The sequence below is a fragment of the Burkholderia cenocepacia genome (assembly GCF_014211915.1).
Lineage (GTDB): Bacteria > Pseudomonadota > Gammaproteobacteria > Burkholderiales > Burkholderiaceae > Burkholderia > Burkholderia orbicola.
The window spans coordinates 337177-360051 of record NZ_CP060041.1 but is presented as its reverse complement, the minus strand read 5'-3'; the positions used below and the strand labels follow the sequence as shown (position 1 = coordinate 360051).

At 64.2% G+C, this 22875-nt stretch carries 24 protein-coding genes; 12 read left to right on the top strand and 12 right to left on the bottom strand.

Annotated features, from left to right (window positions below; genetic code table 11):
* Positions 1-269 precede the first annotated feature (269 nt).
* Complete coding sequence (locus SY91_RS30830) at positions 270-1187, bottom strand: LysR family transcriptional regulator (RefSeq protein ID WP_023475158.1); 918 nt, start codon at positions 1185-1187, stop codon at positions 270-272.
* Positions 1188-1363: 176 nt separating this feature from the next.
* On the opposite strand from SY91_RS30830, the gene gltP reads away from it, so the two are divergent.
* Together gltP and SY91_RS30820 are read left to right on the top strand one after the other, a co-directional pair.
* Positions 1364-2692, top strand: a complete 1329-nt coding sequence (gene gltP / locus SY91_RS30825; RefSeq protein WP_023475157.1) for a glutamate/aspartate:proton symporter GltP — start codon at positions 1364-1366, stop codon at positions 2690-2692.
* Positions 2693-2744: 52 nt separating this feature from the next.
* Positions 2745-4004 (top strand): aminotransferase class V-fold PLP-dependent enzyme, encoded by a 1260-nt coding sequence (locus tag SY91_RS30820; protein ID WP_043886757.1) that lies wholly within the window; start codon positions 2745-2747, stop codon positions 4002-4004.
* Between the two features lie 53 nt (positions 4005-4057).
* On the opposite strand, the gene SY91_RS30815 is transcribed toward SY91_RS30820, so the two are convergent.
* The 6 genes from SY91_RS30815 to SY91_RS30790 form a co-directional block, all read right to left on the bottom strand.
* Complete coding sequence (locus SY91_RS30815; protein ID WP_023475155.1) at positions 4058-4792, bottom strand: ABC transporter substrate-binding protein; 735 nt, start codon at positions 4790-4792, stop codon at positions 4058-4060.
* Positions 4793-5041: 249 nt separating this feature from the next.
* The gene (locus SY91_RS30810; protein WP_023475153.1) at positions 5042-5248 is read right to left on the bottom strand and encodes a hypothetical protein; all 207 of its coding nucleotides are present in this window, start codon (positions 5246-5248) and stop codon (positions 5042-5044) included.
* Positions 5249-5257: 9 nt separating this feature from the next.
* Complete coding sequence (gene rpsU, locus SY91_RS30805; protein WP_012336972.1) at positions 5258-5470, bottom strand: 30S ribosomal protein S21; 213 nt, start codon at positions 5468-5470, stop codon at positions 5258-5260.
* A gap of 33 nt (positions 5471-5503) precedes the next feature.
* Entirely contained in the window at positions 5504-5713 is a 210-nt protein-coding gene (locus tag SY91_RS30800; protein ID WP_027808400.1) for a hypothetical protein, read from the bottom strand.
* A gap of 48 nt (positions 5714-5761) precedes the next feature.
* Positions 5762-6046, bottom strand: a complete 285-nt coding sequence (locus tag SY91_RS30795) for a hypothetical protein (RefSeq protein WP_027808401.1) — start codon at positions 6044-6046, stop codon at positions 5762-5764.
* A gap of 307 nt (positions 6047-6353) precedes the next feature.
* On the bottom strand, positions 6354-6683 hold the full coding sequence (locus SY91_RS30790) for a hypothetical protein (RefSeq protein WP_105798165.1): 330 nt from the start codon (positions 6681-6683) through the stop codon (positions 6354-6356).
* A gap of 363 nt (positions 6684-7046) precedes the next feature.
* Here SY91_RS30790 and SY91_RS30785 point away from each other — a divergent pair, with 363 nt between their 5' ends.
* Genes SY91_RS30785 through SY91_RS30775 form a run of 3 tightly spaced genes read left to right on the top strand, consistent with a single transcriptional unit; the run spans position 7047 to position 9677 of the window.
* Positions 7047-8009, top strand: a complete 963-nt coding sequence (locus SY91_RS30785; RefSeq protein WP_043886756.1) for a chromate resistance protein ChrB domain-containing protein — start codon at positions 7047-7049, stop codon at positions 8007-8009.
* A gap of 19 nt (positions 8010-8028) precedes the next feature.
* Positions 8029-9201: a chromate transporter gene (locus SY91_RS30780; protein ID WP_023475149.1), complete on the top strand. Its 1173-nt coding sequence runs from the start codon at positions 8029-8031 to the stop codon at positions 9199-9201.
* Between the two features lie 14 nt (positions 9202-9215).
* On the top strand, positions 9216-9677 hold the full coding sequence (locus SY91_RS30775) for a chromate resistance protein ChrB domain-containing protein (RefSeq protein WP_023475148.1): 462 nt from the start codon (positions 9216-9218) through the stop codon (positions 9675-9677).
* Positions 9678-9978: 301 nt separating this feature from the next.
* Here SY91_RS30775 and SY91_RS30770 read toward each other — a convergent pair whose 3' ends face one another.
* A complete protein-coding gene (locus tag SY91_RS30770) occupies positions 9979-11136 on the bottom strand; it encodes a DUF4382 domain-containing protein (RefSeq protein ID WP_023475147.1) in 1158 nt (385 codons plus the stop codon).
* A gap of 410 nt (positions 11137-11546) precedes the next feature.
* Here SY91_RS30770 and SY91_RS30765 point away from each other — a divergent pair, with 410 nt between their 5' ends.
* Positions 11547-12146, top strand: coding sequence for a DJ-1/PfpI family protein (locus tag SY91_RS30765; protein WP_023475146.1), 600 nt, complete (start codon positions 11547-11549; stop codon positions 12144-12146).
* A 104-nt stretch (positions 12147-12250) separates the two neighbouring features.
* Here SY91_RS30765 and SY91_RS30760 read toward each other — a convergent pair whose 3' ends face one another.
* Positions 12251-13147 (bottom strand): oxidoreductase, encoded by an 897-nt coding sequence (locus SY91_RS30760; protein WP_023475145.1) that lies wholly within the window; start codon positions 13145-13147, stop codon positions 12251-12253.
* The gene (locus SY91_RS30755; protein WP_043886753.1) at positions 13144-14364 is read right to left on the bottom strand and encodes an MFS transporter; all 1221 of its coding nucleotides are present in this window, start codon (positions 14362-14364) and stop codon (positions 13144-13146) included. The genes SY91_RS30760 and SY91_RS30755 overlap by 4 nt, the downstream gene beginning before the upstream one ends.
* A 138-nt stretch (positions 14365-14502) precedes the next feature.
* Between SY91_RS30755 and gcvA the strand changes: the two genes are divergently transcribed.
* Positions 14503-15447, top strand: coding sequence for a transcriptional regulator GcvA (gene gcvA / locus SY91_RS30750; RefSeq protein ID WP_181158622.1), 945 nt, complete (start codon positions 14503-14505; stop codon positions 15445-15447).
* 32 nt (positions 15448-15479) lie between these two features.
* On the opposite strand, the gene SY91_RS30745 is transcribed toward gcvA, so the two are convergent.
* Both SY91_RS30745 and SY91_RS30740 read right to left on the bottom strand, forming a co-directional pair.
* Positions 15480-16646 carry a porin gene (locus SY91_RS30745; protein WP_011549134.1) on the bottom strand — a complete coding sequence of 389 codons (1167 nt, stop codon included), beginning with the start codon at positions 16644-16646 and terminating at the stop codon, positions 15480-15482.
* An 832-nt stretch (positions 16647-17478) separates the two neighbouring features.
* Complete coding sequence (locus tag SY91_RS30740) at positions 17479-17943, bottom strand: GNAT family N-acetyltransferase (protein ID WP_043886736.1); 465 nt, start codon at positions 17941-17943, stop codon at positions 17479-17481.
* Positions 17944-18093: 150 nt separating this feature from the next.
* On the opposite strand from SY91_RS30740, the gene SY91_RS30735 reads away from it, so the two are divergent.
* From SY91_RS30735 to SY91_RS30715, 5 genes are all read left to right on the top strand, one after another.
* Complete coding sequence (locus SY91_RS30735; RefSeq protein WP_043886734.1) at positions 18094-18756, top strand: GntR family transcriptional regulator; 663 nt, start codon at positions 18094-18096, stop codon at positions 18754-18756.
* Positions 18740-19978: a dicarboxylate/amino acid:cation symporter gene (locus SY91_RS30730; RefSeq protein WP_181158621.1), complete on the top strand. Its 1239-nt coding sequence runs from the start codon at positions 18740-18742 to the stop codon at positions 19976-19978. Before SY91_RS30735 ends, SY91_RS30730 begins: the two co-directional genes overlap by 17 nt.
* 170 nt (positions 19979-20148) lie before the next feature.
* Positions 20149-20553, top strand: coding sequence for a hypothetical protein (locus tag SY91_RS30725; protein WP_043886730.1), 405 nt, complete (start codon positions 20149-20151; stop codon positions 20551-20553).
* 257 nt (positions 20554-20810) lie between these two features.
* Positions 20811-21266: a GNAT family N-acetyltransferase gene (locus tag SY91_RS30720; RefSeq protein WP_023475138.1), complete on the top strand. Its 456-nt coding sequence runs from the start codon at positions 20811-20813 to the stop codon at positions 21264-21266.
* 121 nt (positions 21267-21387) lie between these two features.
* Positions 21388-22800 (top strand): HD domain-containing phosphohydrolase, encoded by a 1413-nt coding sequence (locus SY91_RS30715; RefSeq protein ID WP_023475137.1) that lies wholly within the window; start codon positions 21388-21390, stop codon positions 22798-22800.
* Positions 22801-22875 lie beyond the last annotated feature (75 nt).

Genomic DNA, 22875 nt, shown 5'->3' with positions numbered 1-22875 from the left:
AAGGACGATACAGGACCAGAATCGCGATGAACAGTGCAACCGGGTTCGGGTTTGCGCTAGCGCCGGATCATGGCCGATGGGGCGACGGTGATGGTGGGGGGCGCTGCGTGCCCGTGCGCCGGCGCAACCGGGTGAGGATTGGTGCGACGCAGCACATTGCCTGTTCGACGGACGCCGGATGGCGGTAACCTGCGCCGCGCCATTTCGCCACTGTTCTGCACCACCGACGATGTTGCGGTGCCGGGATGCCGCGCCACCGTGAACAGGCGCTAGTCGTGCGCCCGCGGGTCCAGCAGGCTCGTGCTGAAATCGCACGCTTGCTCCGCGAGCCGGACGATCTCGGCGGTCAGCGATTGAGCGCGTTCGGCCCGGTGCAGCGCGACGTAGCGAACCGGCGGCAGCGCCGGCTGCGTGCGCACGATCTCCAGCGCGTCGCAAGCGACGAGGTGCGCGACGCACGCCTTCGGCAGATAGCTGATGCCCAGGCCCGACAGCGTCAGGCCGATCTGCGCGAGCAGGCTGTTGCTCGACAGCACGCGCTGAGTCGCGACGCCGTGTTCCTGCAGAAAGCGCGTGTACAGATGCCCGGTGCCCGACAGGTTCCCCTGCAGGATCAGCGGAAACCGCGCGATCTCCGTCAACGCAAGGGCGGCCCGGGACGTCGGCATGAATCCGGCCGCGCACATCCACGCGTTGTCGACCTCGCCGACCACCGTCGCCGTGAACGCGTCCGTCGCATGAATCTGCGGGACCACGATCAGATCGATCGTGTCGGCCGCGAGCCGGTCGCGCAGCGTCGCGGTCAGGTCCACCTCGGCCTCCACGTGCACGCGCGGATAGGCGGCCTGGATCGCCGCGATCAGGCGCGGCAGCCACGTCAGCGCGGTCAGTTCGGTCACGCCGATCCTGACATGCCGCACCAGCGCTTCCCTCGAACTCATCCGCTCGACCACGCGGTCGCGCTGTTCGAGCAATGCCTTCGCATGGTCGAACAGCTCCGCGCCCTTGTCGGTGAGCCGCGCGCTGCGATGCGCGCGATCGAACACGGTGAGGTCGAACGCGCGTTCGAGCTCCTGGATGCGCTTCGATACGGCCGACTGCGTCGTGTTCAGGCGCGTCGCGGCCGCGTCGAACGAGCCGAGCTGCACGATCCAGTACAGCGCTTCCATCTGCTTGAACGTCAGCATCGCGTGTCACTCGATAGATGAAGAAAAGCGATATGTTCTCATGTCAAAAAATCGCTTTTTTTACATATTTAGGCTGTTTAAGGTGCTCCCGTTGCGTCGCATGGCGAGTGCGTTCATCAGAAAGCGCGCCGCATCGCACCCAGCGTTCAATCGAACCCCCATTCTCTGGAGATTGCATGGACACCGTCATCGACTCCCCGCCCGTCGTCGGCGCGGCCCGCAAGCCGCGCGTCGGGCTCGCGTGGCAGATCGTCATCGGCCTCGTCATCGGCATCGCGACCGGGCTCGTGCTGAACCGGTTTCCGCAACTGCGCGACACGGCCGTGTCCGGGTTGCTGCAGCCGGCCGGCGACATCTTCATCAAGCTGGTGCGGATGATCGTCGTGCCGATCGTATTCACGAGCATGGTGATCGGCATCGCCGGCGTGGGCGACGGCAAGTCGCTCGGACGCCTCGGCATCAAGACGCTGCTCTATTTCGAGGTGGTCACGACGATCGCGATCGTGCTCGGGCTCGTGATCGGCAACGTGCTGCAGCCGGGCGTCGGCACCGACATGTCGCAACTCGGGCACACCGACATTTCCCGTTACCAGCAGACCACGCAACAGGTGCAGCAGGCGCACCACGGGCTGATGGCGCTGGTGCTCGGCATCATCCCGGACAACATCGTCGCGTCGATGGCCAAGGGCGACCTGCTGCCGGTGATCTTTTTCTCGCTGCTGTTCGGGCTCGGGCTGCAGTCGGTGCCGGAAGAACATCGCAAGCCGGTGCTCGCGATGCTCAAGGGCGTCGCCGACGCGATGTTCAAGGTGACGAACATGGTGATGCGCTATGCGCCGGTCGGCGTGTGCGCGCTGATCGCGGTGACCGTTTCAAGTTTCGGCTTCGGATCGCTGCTGCCGCTGCTGAAACTCGTCGCCGTCACTTACTTCGCGATCCTGCTGTTCGCGATCGCCGTGCTCGGCGTGACCGCGCGGCTGTTCGGGTTCCGCATCCTGACACTGCTGCGCGTGATCAAGGACGAACTGATCATCGCGTTCTCGACCTGCAGTTCGGCGACCGTGCTGCCGCAACTGATGAAGAAGATGGAAGACTACGGCGTGCCGAAGAGCATCACGACGTTCGTGGTGCCGACCGGCTACACGTTCAACCTCGACGGCGCGTCGATCTATCTCGGCATCGGCACGCTGTTCGTCGCACAGCTGTATGGCGTGCACCTCGGCTGGCAGCAGCAGGTGCTGCTGACGCTGACCATGGTCGTCACGTCGAAGGGCGCCGCCGGTGTGCCGGGCTTCATGTTCGTGATCATGCTCGCGACGCTCGCGAGCGCGGGATTGCCGCTCGAAGGGCTCGCGTTCATTGCCGGCGTCGACCGGATCATGGACATGGGCCGCACCGCGCTGAACGTCGTCGGCAATGCGCTGGCGCCGCTCGTCATCGCGAAATGGGAAGGCCGGTACGACGCGGAGAAGGGCCGCGCGTACGTCGAATCGCTGCGCGGCTGAACGCGCCATGCATGCATCGCACAACATTCCGAAGCAAACAGGAGCATCGAAGATGAGCAGTCCCCGTGGCGCACTTTTTCCCGACGCGTTGATGCAGCAGATCAAGTCGCGCTTTCATCACGTCGATCGCGACGTCGACGGCCGCGAGCGGTTGTTCTTCGACAATGCGGGCGGGTCGTTCCGGTTGAAGGCGGCAGTCGACGCGTACGCGCGGGTCGATGCACTGCCCGATTGCCCGGAGCGTATCCATGCGCGGGCGCTCGATCTGCAGGCGATCCAGTCGCGCGGCGAGGACGACGTTCGCACGATCCTGAACGCGCAGGGCGGCACCGTGTATGCGTCGCTGACCGCATCGGGCGCGATGTTCGACATGGTGCGCGCGATCATGGAGAACGTGCCGGGCACCAACGCGGTGACGACCGTGCTCGAGCACCCGTCGTCCTACGATGCAATGACGGTTTACGCGGAACGGACCGGCAAGACGCTGCGCATCGCGCCGAGCAATCCTGAGACCGGCGGCGTGGACGTCGACGCGATCGTGGCGCTGGTCGACACCGATACCGCGCTGCTCAGCGTGATGGCGGCGTCGAACATTTCCGGCGCGAAATTCGATATCGAGACGATCGTCGCGCGGGCGAGAGAGAAGAAGCCCGACCTGTTCATCGTCGTCGACGCGGTCCAGCATGCGCCGCACGGGGTCATCGACCTGCAGCGCACGCCGGTCGACGGGATCAACTTCGCGCCGTACAAGTTTTTCGGATGCCGCGGCTCGGGCATGTCGTGGCTGTCGCCGCGTGCGGCCGCGCTGCCGCATCACCGGCTCGCCGCGAAGGAGAACGGCGTATGGGAACTCGGCAGCCCGGCGCCCGCGCAATTTGCGGTCGTATCGTCGATCGTCGATTACGTGGCGTGGATCGGCCGGTATTTCACCGATTCGGACGACCGGCGCGCGCTGTTCGTCGAAGGTATGCACCGGATCGAGCTGCATGAACGCGCGCTGCTCGCCGCGTTGCTCGACGGTTTGCGCGCGATCGACGGCGTCGACGTCTACTGGGATCATGACGACCTGACGCAGCGCGACCTGATCGTCGGGATCGGCTTCGCGCATCTCGAACCGACGCAAGCGGTGCGGGAATACGAGAAGCACGGTGTGATCGTCTACGAGCGCGTCGCGTCGAGCCTGTACTCGGGCCGGATGCTGAAATCGTTCGGGCTCGTCGGCGCGGTGCGGATCTCGCCGCTCCATTGTCATGCGCCGGACGATATCGCGCGATTCCTCGCGATCACCGAAGCGCTCGCGGCACAGCGCTGATCGGCGACACGGCCCGATTGGCTGGGCCGTACCGGTTTCGGCGCGGTTGTCGATCAGCCCGCCGGTGCGACCGATGCGCCCGTGATGCCGTGCCGGCGCAGCGAATCGGCGACGAAGCCCGACGCCTTCATGTCCTCGACGAACGCGGCCAGTGCCGCGGCGGCCGCGTCGCCGCGACTCTTCGGCACGCCCATCGCCTGCCGGATCACCATGAAGCGCTCGTCGAGCAGGCGCAGGCCGGGCGTTTTCGCGGCGTCGGTTTCGAGCTGCTGCTTCACGCCGGCCGCCACTTCCAGCTGCTGCTCGACGAACGTCGGCACGACGGCTTGCGACGTCGGCGCACGCACGATCTGCGCGGCTTTCAGTTCGCGGGTGAGGAACAGGTCGTACGCGCTGCCCTTGCCGACGGCCACGCGGTTGTGCGGCTGGTCGACGTCCGCGTTGGTGCGGATCGGCGATGCATCCGGCACGAGATAGAAGCCTTCGATCAGCACGTACGGCGCGGTGAACGCGACCGATTCGCCGCGCAGCGGATCGACGGCGAAGAAGCCGAAATCGGCGCGCTCGTCGGTCAGCGCCTGCACCGATTTGCCGGCGGCGTCGAACACGACGAGTTCCAGGTCGGCCGACAGGCGCTCGGCGAAGGCACGGGCGAGGTCGATCGATACGCCGAACGGTTCGCCCGTTGCCGGGTCGCGGTTCGCGAGGATCGGGTTGCCGAGGTTGATCGATGCGCGAAGCTTGCCGGTGGGCGTGAAGGCGGAGACGACAGCAGGAGCGATGGGCATGGGCGGACTCGTGGCAGACGTAGGGTCGGTCGGGTGACGGGATGCGCGACGGCGCGTCGATGCCGAGCTTATCACCTGGGCGTTGGGTGGAGCGTGTCGCGGGGCGTGCCTGCGTCGAAACGTCGAGCCGGCACGCGGGTTTGATGGCCGGTCACGACCCGATATGTCGATACGAACGCGAGCCGCGTTCGCGTGTCATGTCTGACGCATCGACGTGATCGCGCCAGTCGCATTCCGCGCGATGGACACTCACCCCTGAACGCTGAGCGCCTTCTCGATCGCCGCGATCAGCTTGAACGCATCGCTGCGCCCGATCAGAAAGCCGCGGCTGGTGTACTCGCACCCGAATGCATAGAAGCTCGGCAGCAGTGTCACCATGTCGTTCTGCTGATCGAAATCGACTTCGCATTTCGTCAGCGGGAAGAATGGAGGCGCCGCGGCCGGCATGTTGGACACGATGGGCTCCTAGTACATTTTTCGGGGCGGCAGCAGGCGCTTTGCTCGCAAGCGCTGCCGGGCAACGGCGCTGGCCTTTTTCCGCTTGCGCTCCGTCGTGGGCTTCTCGTAGCCGGTGCGAGCGCGCAACTCGCGAATCAGCCCGGTTTTCTCGATGTCGCGCCGGAATCGCCGAAGGGCGACATCGATCGGTTCGTTGAGCTTCAGCGTAATTGTCGTCATGTAGATCCTGTTGAAAACGGGTTGAACGAAAAGCTAGCCGAGCCGTGTCATGACGGCGCTTGCAATCTCGTCGGATTCGAATTCCGAATATCCTGCTCCGATCGAGAGCGCGCGTACGGCCATGAACATGTGCAGCTCGGGTTGATGGCACATCGCTGAATCGGCGATTCTGGCGGGTACGACGGTGTCGATCCGCGTGACTTCATTTCGTCTGATCAAGCCGAGCAGTTCGTCGATGATCATTTCGTCCTCCAAAATGCCGAAAAATTGCGTTGCACCGGCGAGCACGCATCAGCCCGCGCTCGAAAAGAATCCCTGTTTGCCGCGATTGTCGTCGATGATGTTCTCGGCATAGCGCACTGACGCACGACGGGCGTCACCGGCGTTGTCGAACGGGGCGGTGTCGCGCAACCGGAAAGTCTGGCTCTGCGTCAGCGTATCGGTGGTGCCGCGCAGGCAAATCTTGACCGCCGCGTCGAACCCGGCGTCGTAGTTGTGCGGGCAGCCCTGCGGCGCCGCCACGTGAGGGTAGATCAATGGGTAAATCTCGAATCCACGATAGACGTGCATGCTCATGACGAACTCCTGGCGTTCGGCCACGACGAGTCGCATGGGCGAACACATCCGGCCAGTATTCCCGTCGAGGGGCGGGCCGATGGGTGAAGGGGACAACGTTGCAGCGCGAGGGAGGGGCGATGCAGCAAGCGGGCGGGTGGAGGGGCGAACGCTCAAAGAACGGCTGATCGCTCGAATGAGCCCATCATACGCGCATCGTTTGCCGAGCGGTCGATTTATTCCGGGTTGGTGCAAGCACGCATCCGGCACACGGTACACGATGCGATGGACGAGTGGTCAGATCGCAGGCGCGGCGCGGGCGGCGACGTCAGAGGGTCGTCAGCAATTGCAACTGACGTTCAGTCTCGTTCCCGGCGACCAGCGAGAAGAACCCGGTTTCGCGACGCTCGACTACCGTGAGCCCTTCGCTGTCGGAGAAGCCGTTCCACGCGCTGTCGTCGACATGTGCGATCGCTCCGCGCGTGCGCGCGAATGCCAGCAAGAGCGGGCTCGCCTGACGGCGGAGCACCTGACGATCCGAATTCAGCACGTAGGGCGGCCAGCCCGCACGAAGGACCAGATAGTAAGGAATGGAGCCGGGATCGATTGTCATTGGAGCGGTTTCGTGGGCGGGCCTGGGTTTGCCGTCCAGTTGCATTCGGAACGGTGTCGGGGAAAGCGTGCGGACGGATCGACGGGAGTTCGCCGTCGCGTGCTTTCAGTGTATGCGTTGAACCGCTCGATTCGCAGAATATCGTAACCATCTGCTGCGTTGTCGGTCACGCGCTCGATGACGGCATGATGCGCGGGCTCCGATATCGTCGCGCGCGACTTGGGCGCTCACGTGATACCGGACGTTCTGCCCTTTTCCCCGATATATCGATCCGGATGGCGCTGGAGTTTCGACTGTCGTCATTGCTGGGTTCCTGCTCCACGCATCGAGCAGAGCCGTCTACCGCCAAAAATTTGTAGCGATCTCTACTGAATTGCAGTGTTCGTGACGACCCACTATGCTGCCGTCATGAATCCCGTCCCGACTTCCTGGCTGCTGTTGATCGTCAGTCTGCCGACCTCCGGTGCGACTGCCCGCATGCGCATCTGGCGTACCGTCAAGGCGCTCGGCTGTGGTGCGCTGCGGGACGGTGCCTACCTGTTGCCGGCGCATGCCGAGCAGGCGGCGCAGTTGCGTGAGCTCGCCGACGAGGCCCGTAACGGCGACGGGCAGGCGTGGTTGCTGGATGTCCGTGCGGACGATCCCGCCGACGAAGACGCGTACAAACGGCTGTTCGATCGCGCGGGCGACTACGCAGCGTGGCTTGCCGAGCTTTCGGAGGCCCGCCAGACGCTGCCGGATCTGGCGGCAGCCGATCTCAATCGCCTCCAACGCCGCCACGCTCGCACGTACGAGGCCATTCGAAGCATCGATTTCTTTCCCGGCGAAACCTCGCTGCGCGCGCAGGCGCAATGGCGGGATTTCACCGCCGCGATCGAAGCGTTGCGCTCTCCCGGCGAGCCGCATGCCGCTCAACGCGGCATCCCGCGTCGCGATCCCGCGCAACATCAGGGCAGGCTGTGGGCGACGCGCCGTCACCTGTGGGTGGATCGCGTCGCCAGCGCGTGGCTGATTCGGCGTTTCATCGATCCGCATGCGCGCTTCATGTGGCTGGACAACCTCGCCGATTGTCCGGCTGACGCGCTGGGCTTCGATTTCGACGGCGCCCCGTTCACGCATGTGGGCGATCGCGTGTCGTTCGAGGTGCTGATCGAGAGCTTTGGACTCGACGACAACGCGGGGCTCGTCCGGTTGGGCGCCATGGTGCATGCGCTGGACGTGGGCGGCGCCGCCGTGCCGGAAGCCGGCGGATTCGAGGCCATTCTCGCGGGCGCCCGCAAGCGTCTTGCCGACGACGATGCGCTCCTGGTGGAGATCGGCGCCGTACTCGATTCGTTGTACGTGCATTTCCGTGGCAATCGAAACCCCTGACCTTTCTGCGCGCCTCGACATGAATACACATCGCGACCGCCCGGCCTATACGCTGTGGCAACTGACCCGGTACTTCGCGTGGCTCGGCGCGACCGGTTTCGGCGGGCCGGTCGCGCTCGCCGGCTACATGCATCGGGATCTCGTGGACACGCGCGGATGGATCGCGGACGCGGACTACAAGGAAGGCCTGGCGCTCGCGCAGCTCGCGCCGGGCCCGCTTGCCGCGCAACTGGCGATCTATCTCGGCTACGTGCATTACCGTATCGTCGGCGCCACGCTGGTCGGGATCGCGTTCGTGCTGCCGTCGTTTCTGATGGTGGTGCTGCTCGGCTATGCGTACACGCGATTCGGTGGCCTGACGTGGATGCAGTCGGTGTTCTACGGCGTCGGCGCGGCGGTGATCGGCATCATCGCGATCAGCGCGCGCAAGCTGACCGCGAAAAGCATCGGTCACGACAAGCTGCTGTGGGCGATCTATCTCGCGCTGGTTGCCGTGACGGTGATCACCGAATCGGAAGTGGCGTGGCTGTTTCTCGCGGCGGGCCTGGTCGTCTGGTTCACGCGCGCGCCGCCCAGGTGGTTGCGCCAGCGGCGCGTCGATGCGGCCGTGGCGTTGCCCGTCTCCGCCACCGGCGCATGGCTCGGTATCGTCGACTGGCCGCAGCTCGCGCAACTCGCCGCGTTCTTTGCGAAGGCCGGCGCCTTCGTGTTCGGCTCGGGGCTCGCGATCGTGCCGTTCCTCTATGGGGGCGTGGTCACCGAGCACCATTGGCTCAACGAGAAGCAGTTCGTCGATGCCGTGGCCGTCGCGATGATCACGCCGGGCCCGGTCGTCATCACGGTGGGCTTCATCGGCTATCTGGTGGCGGGGCTGCCGGGCGCATGCGTGGCGGCGGCCGGCACGTTCCTGCCGTGCTACCTGTTCACCGTGTTGCCGGCCCCCTACTTCAAGAAGTACGGCAGGCTGCCGGCGATCCTGGCATTCGTCGACGGCGTGACGGCCGCGGCTGTCGGCGCGATCACGGGGTCGGTGATCGTGCTGGCCCGACGTTCGATCGTCGATGTGCCCACCGCCTTGATGGCGCTCGCGGCGATCGTGCTGCTGGTCAGGTTCAAGAAGCTGTCGGAGCCGGTGGTCGTGGGCGGGGCCGCCGTGATCGGCCTGATCGTGTACCCGCTGCTGCATCACTGACCGTGGAGGCCGCCATGCAATGGATTACGCGACAACGCCCGAAAATCGACCGGGTTGCCTGCCCCTGGCTCATTGCCCGTTTTATCGACGAGACGCCCGAATTTCTGTACGTCCCGCCGGGCGACGTGCTGCGGATCGCCAACGAGACCGGTGCGATTCCGTACGACATTCCGGGCGTGGAATTGACGCATGTCGGCGAGCAATGCAGTTTCGATGCGTTTCTCGACAAGTATGGTCTGGCCGACGATCGGGCGCTGCAGCACATGGCCCGCATCATTCGCGGCGCGGATACGTCGCGGCTCGATCTGACGCCGCAATCCAGCGGGCTTTATGCGATTTCGCTCGGGCTGTCGGACATGTTTTCCGACGATCACGACATGCTCGAGCATGGTCTCGTCATGTACGACGCGCTGTATGCGTGGTGCCGGCATTGCCAGGCCGAAGGCCATGCGTGGCCGCCGAGGATGGCGGAGTGACGACGCGGAGAACGGGGAATTCGTCGCGCCGCCCGGCGCCCTCGACGGATGAAAAATGCCCGCGATGCGCGGGCATGTCGTCAACAGTTGCCTTTCTTGGCCTGTCCCGGCGGACAGAATCCATTCCCCGGCCCGCCTTGCGGCGCGACCACGACCGGCGGGCCCGGAACGTAGGCGACGCACCCGCTGAGCGCACCCACCATGCTCGCCGCTGCGAGCAACGCGATAACCCCTTTTTTCACTTCGTTCTCCCGTTGGAAGGAAAGGGCCCTTCGGCCCTTTCGATGATGCCGTCAGCGCGTCAGAAACCGAAGTTGACGTTGGACTGACTGGTCGTTGCGTTGACGTTTGCCGATTGGGTCGCGCCCGATGCCGCGTCGGCCTCGATCGTATATTGACCGGCGGCGGCCGGCGCCGCGGCCAGTGCGACCGGCAGCGAACCCGAGTAAGTGCCGACGATCGGCGCCGCCGCGGGCACCGACAGCGAATAGGCGCCGGTGTCCATGTTCGCGTTGATCGACGTGATCTCGTACGCGTTCGCATCGACCGTCTGCAGCGCCCGCACGAATGCGTTCGCGCTGGCCGTCACCGTACCGCTGACGGTGCTCGTCGTCGACGCAGGCAGCGTAATCGGTGCGGTCGAGGCCGACACCGCCGTGGTCGTGTTCACGACCACGGGCACCGAGCGGACGATGCCCGACGCGAAGTTGTTCTGCACGATCACGACATCGTAGTTGCCCTGCGTCGAGCTCTGGATCAGCGGCGACAGCACGAACTTCCCGGAACTGTCGGCCACCGTGCCGCGGACGACCTTGCCGCCTTGTTCGGCATAAACGGTCGCGCCGGCTTCGGCCGAGGCGACGTAGCCGGAGATCGCGCCGCTCACGACGGTCGGGATCGCGGTGACGACGGGTTTCAGCGCATACGAGCCGTTGCCGCGCTGCACGATCGACTTGCACGCGTTGAAGTCGAGCACGAGATCGACGAGCGTGTTGGGCTGGACCGTGAACGGCTGGATGATCTTGTAGCCGCTTTGCGTCGCACTGGGGGTGGCGAGCGCCTGTTCCACGCCGCCGGTCGGGACGACGGAGTTTGCGAGGTTGTTACCTTGATTCTGCGCGAGGACCAGCCGAACCTGCTGATACTGGCCGGCAGGCAGCGCGGTCTGGCCGAGATCGGCGAGCACACCGTTGGTCAGCGACAGCAGGTCGATCTTCTGCGGCGTCGCGAGGGAAACGGTCGACCAGCCGGCGTCGTTGTCGGCGGCGTTCGCGTTGGCGTTGACGCGGACTTGCGAGACGGTGACGTACACATGGTCGAAACCGCACGATGGCGCATCGGTCATCGCGACGTGCAGCGTACCGGTTTGCGTGCCGCCCCCGTCGTCGCCGCCGCCGCAGCCAGCGAGGACGAATGGTACGAAGGCGGCGCACAGGGCGCTCTTGATGATGTTGTTCATATGTCACCCCCCATTGGGATCGTTATTGTGGGTGACGGAAGCATAGCGGGGCTGCAGCCTACTATTTGAACATCTTTGAAACGGGCCGTAACAATTTGTTCGATCGGTAAATCTTTACCGGATTCGGGTTGGTTTGGAGCGCGCCGTGGGTGGTGAGGGGATTGCTTCGTACCGAGCGGGAGGAAGCTCTTTTGTCATACGTTAGCGTCGCTTTCGACACGGGGCGCTCATGTGACGCAAGAAATTGCTTTGGCGGCGCGAGTTCGCCTGCGGCTCGAATGGAGACGAGTATGAAGTTGACGGTGAGGGCGGGGGGCTTGCTGGCTGTAACACTGAGTTGTCGGCAAAGCAGGGCCGCGGGTGACGGCAATCTGGCAAGATGCGTCGACTGACTGGAGACAGGGTGCCCCATGCACATCGCGATCGTAACCTTCCAGGGCTTCAACGAGCTCGACTCCCTCATTGCGCTCGGCGTGCTCAATCGAATCAGGAAGCCCGGCTGGCGCGTCACCCTTGCGTGCCCCGAGCCTTCCGTCACGTCGATGAACGGGGTGACCGTGCATGCGCAATCGACGTTGGCGGACGCCTGCGCTGCCGATGCCGTCATCATCGGCAGCGGTATTCAAACGCGGGACGTCGTCAACGATGCGGCGCTGATGGCGCAGTTCAGGTTCGACCCTGCCCGGCAGTTGATCGGCGCGCAATGTTCGGGCACGTTGATTCTGGCGAAGCTCGGGTTGCTCGGCACGATCCCGGCCTGCACCGATCTCACGACCAAACCCTGGGTGATCGAGGCTGGCGTCGAGGTCCTGAATCAACCCTTCTTCGCTCGAGGTAACGTCGCCACGGCGGGCGGCTGCCTTGCTTCGCCGTATCTGGCCGCGTGGCTCATCGCGCGTCTCGAAGGGGAGGACGCCGCGCGCGGCGCGCTGCACTATGTCGCGCCGGTCGGGGAGAAGGACGAGTATGTTTCCCGCGCGCTGACGAACATCAAGCCCTACTTGCGGTAGCGCGACAGGACACGGCGAGCCGCCAGGCCGCCATGGCGTCTCTCATCCGGTCCGTCTCCCGCGCGGATTCACGCTGGTCGGGCGGGATAGAGCATGCCTCGCTGTTAGCCCGGCCCGTCGCTCGCTGCCGCGAGCAGCGGCACGACCAGATCGCTGATCGGCGTCGGAATGCCGTGCTTTCGTCCGTATCGCTGCACGACGCCATTCCGGCAGTCCCATTCGAGCGGATGGTTGCCCTGCCGGTCGGCAAGAATCGACGTACCCAAGTCCGGCGGAAAGCCATGGAATGCGTCGACGATCTCCTGAGGCACTTCATCGCCGAGCTTCGCGCCCTCCGCGCGCGCGACCGCGAGACATTCCTTCAGGTAGGCGAGCGACAGCTCGGTGATGTCGCTTCGCGAGAACATGCCGGCGCGACGACCGGTCAGCACCATGAGCCCGGCCACGGCGTTCTGCAACAGCTTGCGCCATGCGAGCGAGATGAAATCCTCCGCCACCTCGGGCGCGCAGCGCGTGCCGCGCAAGGCCGAGACCACCACGTTGCTCGCCGGCGTATCGGGCAGGGTGAGGCGAGGCTTGGCCCGCAGCCACACCGACGCGCCCGATTCGCGTTGCGCCGGAAACCAGACGACCGACGGCACGATCGCGGCGCCGGCCGCATACGGTGCGAAGGCGGCCTTTTGCTCGACGCCGTTTTGCAGCACGCAGATGACGGTATTCGCGTCGCATAGCGCGGCGACCCACGGTGCCGCGCTCGCCGTCTGCGTCGACTTGACCGCAACGAACACGAGATCGACCGTTTCCTTGACCGCTTGCGGGTCGGTCAGGACCGGCCCGGGCACGACGATCTCGCCGCCCTCGAAGCGCAATTTCAATTCCGCGTGCGCGGAGCGGCCGCAGATCACCGGCGTGCGGCCGGCTTCGTGAAGGGCCGCGGCGACGGTCGTGCCGATTGCGCCCGGACCGACGAGCGCGACGGACGGGTAGCCGGATTTCGTCATGGTGTTCCTCCTGTCGAGTCATCCGCCAGATGCGGGCGCAGTGCGAGGGCGAGCGGAAAAATCGCGAGGGCGGTCAACGCGGTCGCGTAGGTGGCGCCGTGCACACCGATCCGGTCGCCCAGGAAACCGTAGAGAACGGGCGATAGCGCGCCCGATGCGATCGTTCCGGTATAGAAAATCGCGAATGCGCGCTCGGTGCGCTCGGGCGCGGACAGCTCGGGGACGGTTCCGTACAGCACCGACGAAGTGCCGTTGAGCATCATACCCAGAATCGGCAGCAGCACCATGGTCGGCGCCAACGGGAGATACATCACCGCGATGATGCACGCCGCCGTCCCGCCCTCCGTGAGCAGCACCGTCCTCACCATACCCAGGCGCGCGCCGAGCCAGCCGCACATGAATTTGCCGGCCGCACCGCCAATGAAAACGAGTGCGAGGGCCGTTCCCAGCAGTTGGGGCGAGACACCCTTTGCCTTGAGCAGAAAAGGCAGAAAGGTAAGCAGTCCCATGCGTACGGCCGTATCGAGCACGCCGATGGAGAACAGCGCGGAGAATCCGCTTTTTCCCGTGCCGCCGCGTTGACCGGGAGCGTGCTCTTTCACCGTCGTATTCGCCGCACCGCGCGGCACGGCGGGAAACCAGAGCGCGATGACGGCGGCCACGACGCAGCCCAGCCCGGCGACGATCCATAGCGCATGACGCCACGGCATCATGGTCACGAGCAATGAAATGGCGGCCGGCAGCGCCGATTTCCCGAGATCGCCGGAAAAGTTGTAGATGCTCAGCGGGCCTCTCGCGTCGCGCCCATAGAAGCGGGAGACGGCGCCCGATGCGATCGGATGTTGCGTGCTGGAGCCGCCGCCCGAGATTGCCAGCGCGACGCCCAACCCGAGCAGGCCACCCGACATGCCCGCCAGCGCATAGCCGAGCGCGGCGAGCAGCGTACCGAGTGCGAGCGTCGCGCGGCTTCCCAGACGTTGCGCGAGACGCCCGGCGGACAACTGCAGCGTCGCCATCGTGCCGGCATAGACGCCGCGCAGGATGGCCAGGGCTGCGAAGTCGAGCCCGAATTCCGACTGCCACACGGGCAGCAACGCGTAGATCATGTCCGTATAACCATCGTGCACGGCGTGTGCAATGCACGATAGCCACAGCACGCGCCGTCGGGGTGGCGCGGTTTCCCGCGTGGCGGGAGGGGAAAAAACCGGCAGGCGCATCGTCATTCGCTCCGAGCGAGCGGTGAATGGAAGCCGCTCGTGGTATCGCTTTCAGCCTCGATGTGTCGATTTTAGGGCTGAGGGGATCGCCATTTCAATTGAGCTAAAATCGCGTCAATGGAGAGAAAAAGTCACGTCATGAGCGAAAGCCGGGATGTTGCGAAGCACCGGGGCGAGTTGCCCCCGCTCAATGCGCTGCGCGCGTTCGATGCGGTCGCGCGGCACGGTAGCTTCGCCGGTGCCGCGGCCGAACTGCATGTCACCCACTGGGCCGTCGGAAAGCAGATCAGGTTGCTGGAGGACTGGTTCGGCCTGCCGTTGTTCGACCGTCGTCCGCGCGGTGTCGCGTTGACCGACGAAGGGGCGGCGTTGCTGAATGACGTCAGCCACGCGTTCGAGCGCCTCGGTACCGCGGTGGTGCGGCTGCGCCACGACACGTTCACGCACCGGATCTCAGGCGTCGTGCGGGTGAACGTGCCGATGAGCTTTGCGTTTTGCTGGCTGCTGCCGCGGCTCGCCGATTTCCATTCGCGATACCCCGACATCGACGTCAGGGTGTCGACGACATCGCGCAAGCTGCGCTATGTCGCCGACGCTTTCGATATCGGTGTCCGCTCCGGTCCCGAGCAAGGCGCGGGCGTCGTCTCGCGCCCGTTGATGCCCGACCTGCGGGTGCCGGCCTGCAATCCCGCGTTGCTGCGCCAGCATCCGATCCAGAGCGTGGCCGACCTGCGCCATCACACGCTGCTGCATTCGGCCACGACGCGCTCCGCGTGGTCGCACTGGTTGAAGGAAGCGGGCGCGTCCGATCTGCGGGTCGCGCGCCATGTCGAATTCGATCACGTGAATCTTCAGCTTGGCGCCGCCATCGAGGGGCTGGGCGTCGCGCTGGCATCGCTGCCGCTGATCGGGCGCGATCTCGCCGAGGGGCGCCTCGTGTGTCCCATCGCATCGCCCGTATGGCGCGCTGATGACTACATGCTGGTGACGAACGCCGATCGCGCCGACGATGCCGCGGTGTCCGCGTTCGAGGAATGGATGGAAGGCATGGCGAGTCGGGAGAGCGGCGCGAAGCCGGAGTAGTGCGGCCACTCCCCCGGCTTGCGAGTCGGCGATCAGAAGCCGTGGAACATGCCGATGTTGACCTGAACCTGGTTGCCGCCCGATGAGGTGTTGCCGAAGTCGGCAGCCGAAGCCTGCGCGCCCTTGGCATGCACGTAGGCACCCATCGCGTACAGCGCGGTACTCTTCGACAGCGAGTACGTCGCACCCAGCGACACCTGGTTGATCGAGGCCATCGTGCGACCTTCGGCTGCTTGCGTGGGGGTGGCCGCGGAACCGTATACGTACGTGTAACCCGTCGCCAGCGACAGCGCCGGCGTGACCCGGTACTGCAGCAGCGCACCCAGCACGTTGAAGTGGATCGACGGCTGGCCGTCGTTACCCTTGTACTGGGCGTTCGAGTAGCGCAAGCCGGCCGTGTACGGACCCACCTCGTATTGCGCGGCGACTTGCGCGATGCCCGCGCTTTTGAACGCATTGCCGCCGTTGTAACCCGAACTCGGATAGCCCAGCGCACCACCGAAGCTCGGTTGTGCCGTTGCGTTCGTCCATCCGTTCTCGCCCTGGTTGGCCGCACGGAAATAGCCGCCGGCGACCGTCAGGCCGCCTTGAGCGTAGGTCGCGGCCGCCGACCACGATTGACCCGACCCCGTTGAACCGGCCACGCCGCCGAACGAGTACGCGGCTTCAGCCTGGAAGCCGTGGATGATCGGCGAGATGTACTTCACGGCGTTGTTCTGGTTCGTCGTGTTGTCGTTGTTGTCGACGTCGCCCGGCGTCGAGAAGGTCGACGCGGAAATGGCGTCACCCGTCAGGACCTGAACCATTTCCGTTACGGCGTCGAGCTGGCGCCCCATGCGCAACGCGCCGTACTGACTGGATGCGAGGCCCACGTAGGCCTGACGGTTGAACAGCGAACGCGTGGTACCGATCGGCCCTTGGCCGCCGATGCCGCCTGTCGCGATGTTGAAACCATTCTCGATCTTGAATACCGCCTGGAGGCCGCCACCGAGGTCCTCTTGCCCTCGGAGGCCCCACTTGTTCGAGCCCGCGGCGCCGCCATCGAGGCCGAACCGGCTGTGGCCGTTGATGTTCGACGTATAGCCGATGCCCGCATCGAGCATGCCATACAGGGTGACCGACGACTGTGCCATTGCTGCCGACGATGCTGCGAAGGCGGCAACAGCGATAACGCTGATGTTGATCTTCTTGTTTTTCATCTGCATTTCACTGTCAGGAGTGGTTTCGGGATGGGTTGAAACGGCTTGTGTCGTATTCGAATGCAGGTGACGGCGCGCGGCCTGCGCATCGTCACGGTCGCAGCGGCCGGCGTCATATTCGCCGCATCGGCATGCCGGCTTCGCTCATTTCGTGATCCTTACAATTTTGTATGGGGAACGTCGTACTGCTTGTACTGCTCGATCTGCCCTGCACCCCCTGCGTGGCCGCACTTTGCAGGTGCAAAAACCATATCAGGAACATAAATTCCCGTCAAAATTTGTTTGGTATAAGTTAATCTCGTTTGATAGCCGCGCGCCTTACGGGGTTTCCCCTATAAGAACCCGCACGTAGGCGATGTGTTATCGAAGTCCGCGTCATCACGCTGATGCGCCCGACGTCGGCAAGCGAATTCAGTGTGGGGACGATAATCGACTGCAAGGAACAGCCATCGCGAGCAACAATCCGGCAGTACCGGTGGTTACCGTTCCATTTGCTTTCGGATTGAGATAATCGAAATGAAGAGCGCGATTGTTGAATGCGCGTCCGCATAAGCCGTAAGCGCTTTCCGCATGTGATACAGCGGCGGATAGCTTCGGGCGGCTCGGATCTGAATATCTCGCGGCTATTGCTTCAACGACTGTTTCCGGATGGGACGAGAGGCGAGGGCCGGCAATTCTTCTCTGGGGAAAAGGCGCCGCAAGCGACCTCGATCTTCGCGCGGGCGAACCGGCTCAGGCGGGCGCCGGTTGAACGGGGTTTTCGGGCCGGCAGCCAACTGCGTGACATCGGCCCCCGAATTGCGTTCGGACGAACGTCAGTCGTGGACGAAACTCAGCATTCGATCGGGCGCTGCATTAGATAGAATTTCATGTCGTCGCGGCCATGCAGCGAAATCGGAATCGGATCGCGATTAAAGCCGAGCATTTCATAGAACTGGTAGGCCGACTCGCGTGCCGTGCACCAGAGCAGCGTGCCACGCTGTTCGCGCACATGGCGAATGGACAGATTGACCAGCAGGCGGCCGAATCCCAGGCCGCGGACCGACGGATGGACGGCCATGCCGCGCAGGCGCCAGGCTTCTGCGTTCGGCACGCCGGATTGTCCTTCTTTACACACGGATGCCACGGCCACAATAGTGTCGTTGTCACGAACGGCAAAATGCAGGGTGGTTGGCGCGTGGTCTCCGTGTAAAGCGCTTCCCTCTTCATCTCCCGCCATCAGGATCGCGGCCCTGAGGGGATAAGTTTCTTCCGCACGGACGGCACCGATGGTAAAGCGCACATCTTGTGAAGTCATATAATTATCGGCTCTCTTCGTGACGCAGATTTTCTTCCAGTTTTCTTTCGGTATACCCACTCGCAAAATTAGCAGTTGCCGTGCGTTACCAGTAAGGGTAATTTCCTATCCGTCACCTCTTTTACAATCATACGCTAACTGCGATCACAGATGACGTCGAAAGTCTCGACAGATGCAGAGCTTGCCTACGATGAGATCCGAGCGAGGATCTTTGACGGCCGCTTTGCGCCCGGGCAGAAAGTATCCCACCGGGGCCTGTCCGACGAACTCGGCTTCGGCCAAATGCCCGTGCGCAGCGCATTGCATTTGCTCGAGTCCGAAGGGCTGGTCGTCGTCATCGAAAAGAGTGGCACCTATGTTGCGTCGCCGACTACCAGCGATCTCCGCGAAATTTTCGAAATGCGGCTGGCCCTGGAGAGTACCGCGGCGTTTCTTGCAGCGAGGTCGGGCGTAACGGCAGGCCTTCGCGACGCGGCAGCAAAAATGCAGGAACTGCTTGACCGGGACGTCGCGGACATCATGCTCGAGCAACGTATCGGCTGGGTGTTTCATCAGGAGTTGTTCGCCGCCGCACGGAACGTGCGTATCTCATCGGCGTATGGTCTATTGCGAGCCCAGACCCTGGCCCTGAACGAACTCCCGCGTGGCGACGCCGAAACCGTTCGGCGCGGCACGATCGAACACCTGCACATCTTTCACGCAATCGAAGCGAACGACGGCGAGCTGGCGCGTCAGCATATGTGGAATCACATCGTTGACGGCACGCCGGCACGGATCAAACTGCTAAAGGCACGGCATGAACACGAAAAATAAAGGGCTTTCCCTCCCGATGCAAATGCTTGGCGGGCTTGTCCTGGGCGCCGCTTGCGGACTATTTGCTCCAGGCTTTGCCGCGAAGCTGGGCTTCCTGAGCGCGATGTTCGGCCATGCGATCAAGATGGTCGTCATGCCGCTGATTTTCCTGTCGGTCACGGTCGGGGTCTTTCGTGCGGGCCGGCTTCGCGAGCGGCTCGGCAAGGTCGCACTGTCGAGTATCGGCTTCTTCGTCTTGATGACGGGTCTGGCCGCCTCGCTCGGCCTGCTGCTCAACTTCGCATTTCGACCGGGGCTCGGGGCGAGCATGGTTCAGTCCGGATCGATGCCCGCCGCGCTTGCGTCCAGTATCGACTGGACGAAATTCCTCGTCGACCTGATCCCCGCCAACATCGTCGCTGCGCTCGCTGCGGGGAATTCGCTCCCCGTGCTGGTTTTCGGGGTGATTTTCGGGGCGGCCCTGGCGGCTGCGCCGGAGCGTGCCGAGCCCGCGATTGCCGTTTTCGAGGCGCTGCTGTCGGGACTGTTCAAGATGGTCCAGTGGGTGATCGCATGGTCGCCGCTCGCGATCTTTGCCGCGATCGCGCAGTTGTTGTCGGCCAAGGGGTTCACCGGCGCGCACTCGCTTGTCGAGCTTCTGGGCGTCGCCTATCTCGGCATGGCGATTCTGGCGGTCGTCCTCACCATCGTCATTCGTGTCGCCGGTCAGTCGCCGCTCGCCGTTCTCAGGAAGGTGAAGGAGCCGCTGATCCTGGGTTTCACGACGCGTTCGTCCGAAATTACCTACCCGTTGCACCTGAAGAAGCTGGTCGAATTGGGCGTGCCCCATGGCGTGGCGTCCACGATCTTGCCGCTGGCCTACATTTTCAATCGCGACGGCGCGGTACTTTACACGGCCCTTGCGGTCGGCTACCTGGCCGACGCCTATCACCTGGCCTGGTCCTGGCCGCTGGTGATCACGATCCTGATCCTGACGATCATCACCATCGACGGCGCCGCCAATGTGCCCTCCGGGGCGATCGTCGCCATCACCATCGTTCTCACGTCGATCGGGTTGCCGGCCGATGCGGTGCTGCTGCTGCTGGGCGTCGACGCCTTTTTCGACATGGGGCGGACCGCCCTCAACGTCTACGGGAGCACGGCCGCCGCCGCTGTTGCGGTGAGGCTGTCCGGTTCGGACAGTATCGCCGCGGAAACCGTACCCCGGCAGGCAAGCGTGTAGGGGCTTCGGAAGCGACGGGCGGTGCGCGTTTCAATGTCGCGCCCGCCCATTGCCAGGCGCTGGCGTACGTCTATTCGAACCTTGAGGCAGGCGGGAAAAGCAGGATGGAATGAACGTACGTTCTTATCAAGTTTCAGTTGGTGGAGCGACGTATTTTTTGCCGGAGAAACATGATGATTGGTTCAGAGTCCGCAGCTTTTTTCATGCTGCGCCTAGGCACGCCGCATCCTTCGTGGGCATTCACTGACGACAGCAACATGCTCGGCATCGGCGATTGCGACGGCGTGATGAGCGCCATGTTCGAACTGGATCGCAACCAGGTCGCGCGGATCAGAAGACTGGGTCAGTCGGTGGAGCGAATTACGTGTACGTGCGAACGCGCTGGCCGGGAGCTGCACTTTTATCTCCATGGCAGGCAGGTATCCCAAGGCGTGTGGGTCGGCGTCGCGTCGGCCGATCCCGACTATCTTCCGACTGACGAGATGATCGCGACATGGGAAGTACCGAAGCCCGACGATGCGTTCAGGTCGACGGGCGCGGGTGCGGACCTGATCGCATCGCTTAGCCCGGCCTAAACTGCGATCACAGATTGTCGGGCGTACGCCGTTCAATGCATGTGGTTCTGGCACACACCAACCTCGGATCGCCAGAACCGTTTTGCTGGCCAGGGCATCGGCCAGCGCTTTTTATTCCTTGAGTCGATTGCATCGGCTCGCTTGCGTCACGCTCACGGATCGGGGGCGTGACGTGCTGCACCGAAGTCCCCGTCGAAACCCGGCTGGCGCCGCCGCGCCACGCCGGGTACGCGCTCCCGCACGAATCCCGCCGGCCCATGACAACGACCCTGACCTTCCTCCCCGTCACGCAAGCCGACGCCGACACCCTCGTTGCGATCCGCATCGCTGCGATGCGCGACAGCCTCGAGCGCATTGGCCGTTTCGATCCGCAGCGTGCGCGCGATCGGTTTCTCGCGTCGTTCGACCCGGCGCTCTGCCGTTTCATCGAATCCGACCATTCGCGTGCGGGCTTCTACACGCTTCGCCCGATGGCGGATCACTGGTTGCTCGACCACCTGTATATCGTACCGGCGCATCAGGGCCAGGGTATCGGCGCCGCCGTGCTGCGCGAAATCTTTGCTGCCGCCGACGAACGACGGATGCCGGTTCGCGTCGGCGCATTGCGCGGCAGCGACTCGAACCGCTTCTACGAACGGCACGGCTTCGTGCGAACCGATGAAGCGGAATGGGACATCTACTATCGGCGCGAACCGGGCACGGCAGCGACGTAGCGTTTGCGAGATGCATTCCGCTTGAAATCGACACGCACGTATTAGCGTTTTCACCCATGTGGAAAACGCGGCGTCGGCCGATGTTGCAGAGAGGGCGTAAATAATTGATCCGAGGCCGATTATGACGACATCTGCAACAAACGGCGTGAATGCCGTGCCGCCCGAAACGTCCGACACCGCAGCCGCATCCGTTGAAGTGCCCCGCGTCCCGTCGATCCTGCTGGTTGACGACGAACCGAACGTGCTGTCGGCGCTCAGGCGCGTATTTCGGCCCACCGGCTACGACATCGTGACCACCGACAGCGGCGAGACGGCGCTCGAGATCCTGGCGTCGACCGACATCGACCTGATCGTGTCCGACATGCGGATGCCGCACATGAGCGGCGCGGAATTCCTGGCGCGTGCACGGGCGCTGTACCCGGACACGATGCGCATCTTGCTGACCGGCTATGCGGAACTCGCGTCGGTCGTGCAGGCCGTCAACGAAGGCGGCGTGTATCGCTACCTGAACAAGCCGTGGGACGATCACGACCTGCTGCTGACCATCGAGCACGCGCTGGAACAGCGCCGTCTGCGTCGCGAAGCGGCCCGGCTGGCGGCGCTGACGGCGGCGCAGAACGAAGCGCTGCGCCATTTCAATACGGACCTCGAAACGCAGGTTCGCGCGCGCACCGAGGAACTCGGCCAGACGGTGATGTTTCTCGAAGCGGCGCAAAGCGACCTGAAAAGCAGTTTCACGGCGATGGTTCAGGTGTGCGCGAGCATGATCGAGCTGCGCTGCGGGGCCGCGAGCGGGCATGCGATGCGGGTGGGCGAGATCGCGCGCCGGCTCGCGCTGGCGTCCGGGATGAGCGAACTGCATGCGCAGGACGTCTACTTCGCGGGGCTGTTGCACGGCATCGGCAAGCTGTCGCTGCCAGACGAATTGCTGCACAAGCCGCTCGCGCGGATGACGACGGACGAGCACCGCGTGTTTCAGGAGCATCCGTTGCGTGCGCAGATGGTGCTGACGCCAGTCGCCCAGTTGCACAAGGTCGCATCGATCGTGCTGCACCAGTACGAGCGCTTCAACGGCCGCGGCACGCCGGACGGGCTGGTCGGCGATGCGATCCCGGTCGGGTCGCGGATCGTCGCGATCGCGCGCGACTTCGAAGGGTTGCGCCACGGTGAAATCGGTGCGCCGCATTCGATCGAGCAGGCGATCGACGTGTTGCGCTCGCAGGCGAGCGTGCGTTACGACCCGCAACTGGTTGCAGGCTTCATCGAGTTGATGCGTGACCCGGCGAGCCTCGGCATCGCGGCGTCCGTCGCGGAAATCCGGTCGGCGCAACTGCGTGAAGGGATGGAGCTCGCCGACGATCTGCGCACGCATCGCGGCGTGTTGCTGATGACAAAAGGCAGCGTGATGTCCGCGCATCAGATCGAGCTCGTGCGTCGCTTCGAAACGCGGGAGGGCACGCCGTTCGACATTCTCGTGCTGGCCGGGACGGCCGCGCAGGCGCACGCACCCAGCGCAGGCGTGCCGCCGGCCTGACGTCGAACGTCGACCCGATGGCACGCGGGACGGGTGCTTGCCCCCGCCGCGGCGATGCACTCAACCCGTTGCGGG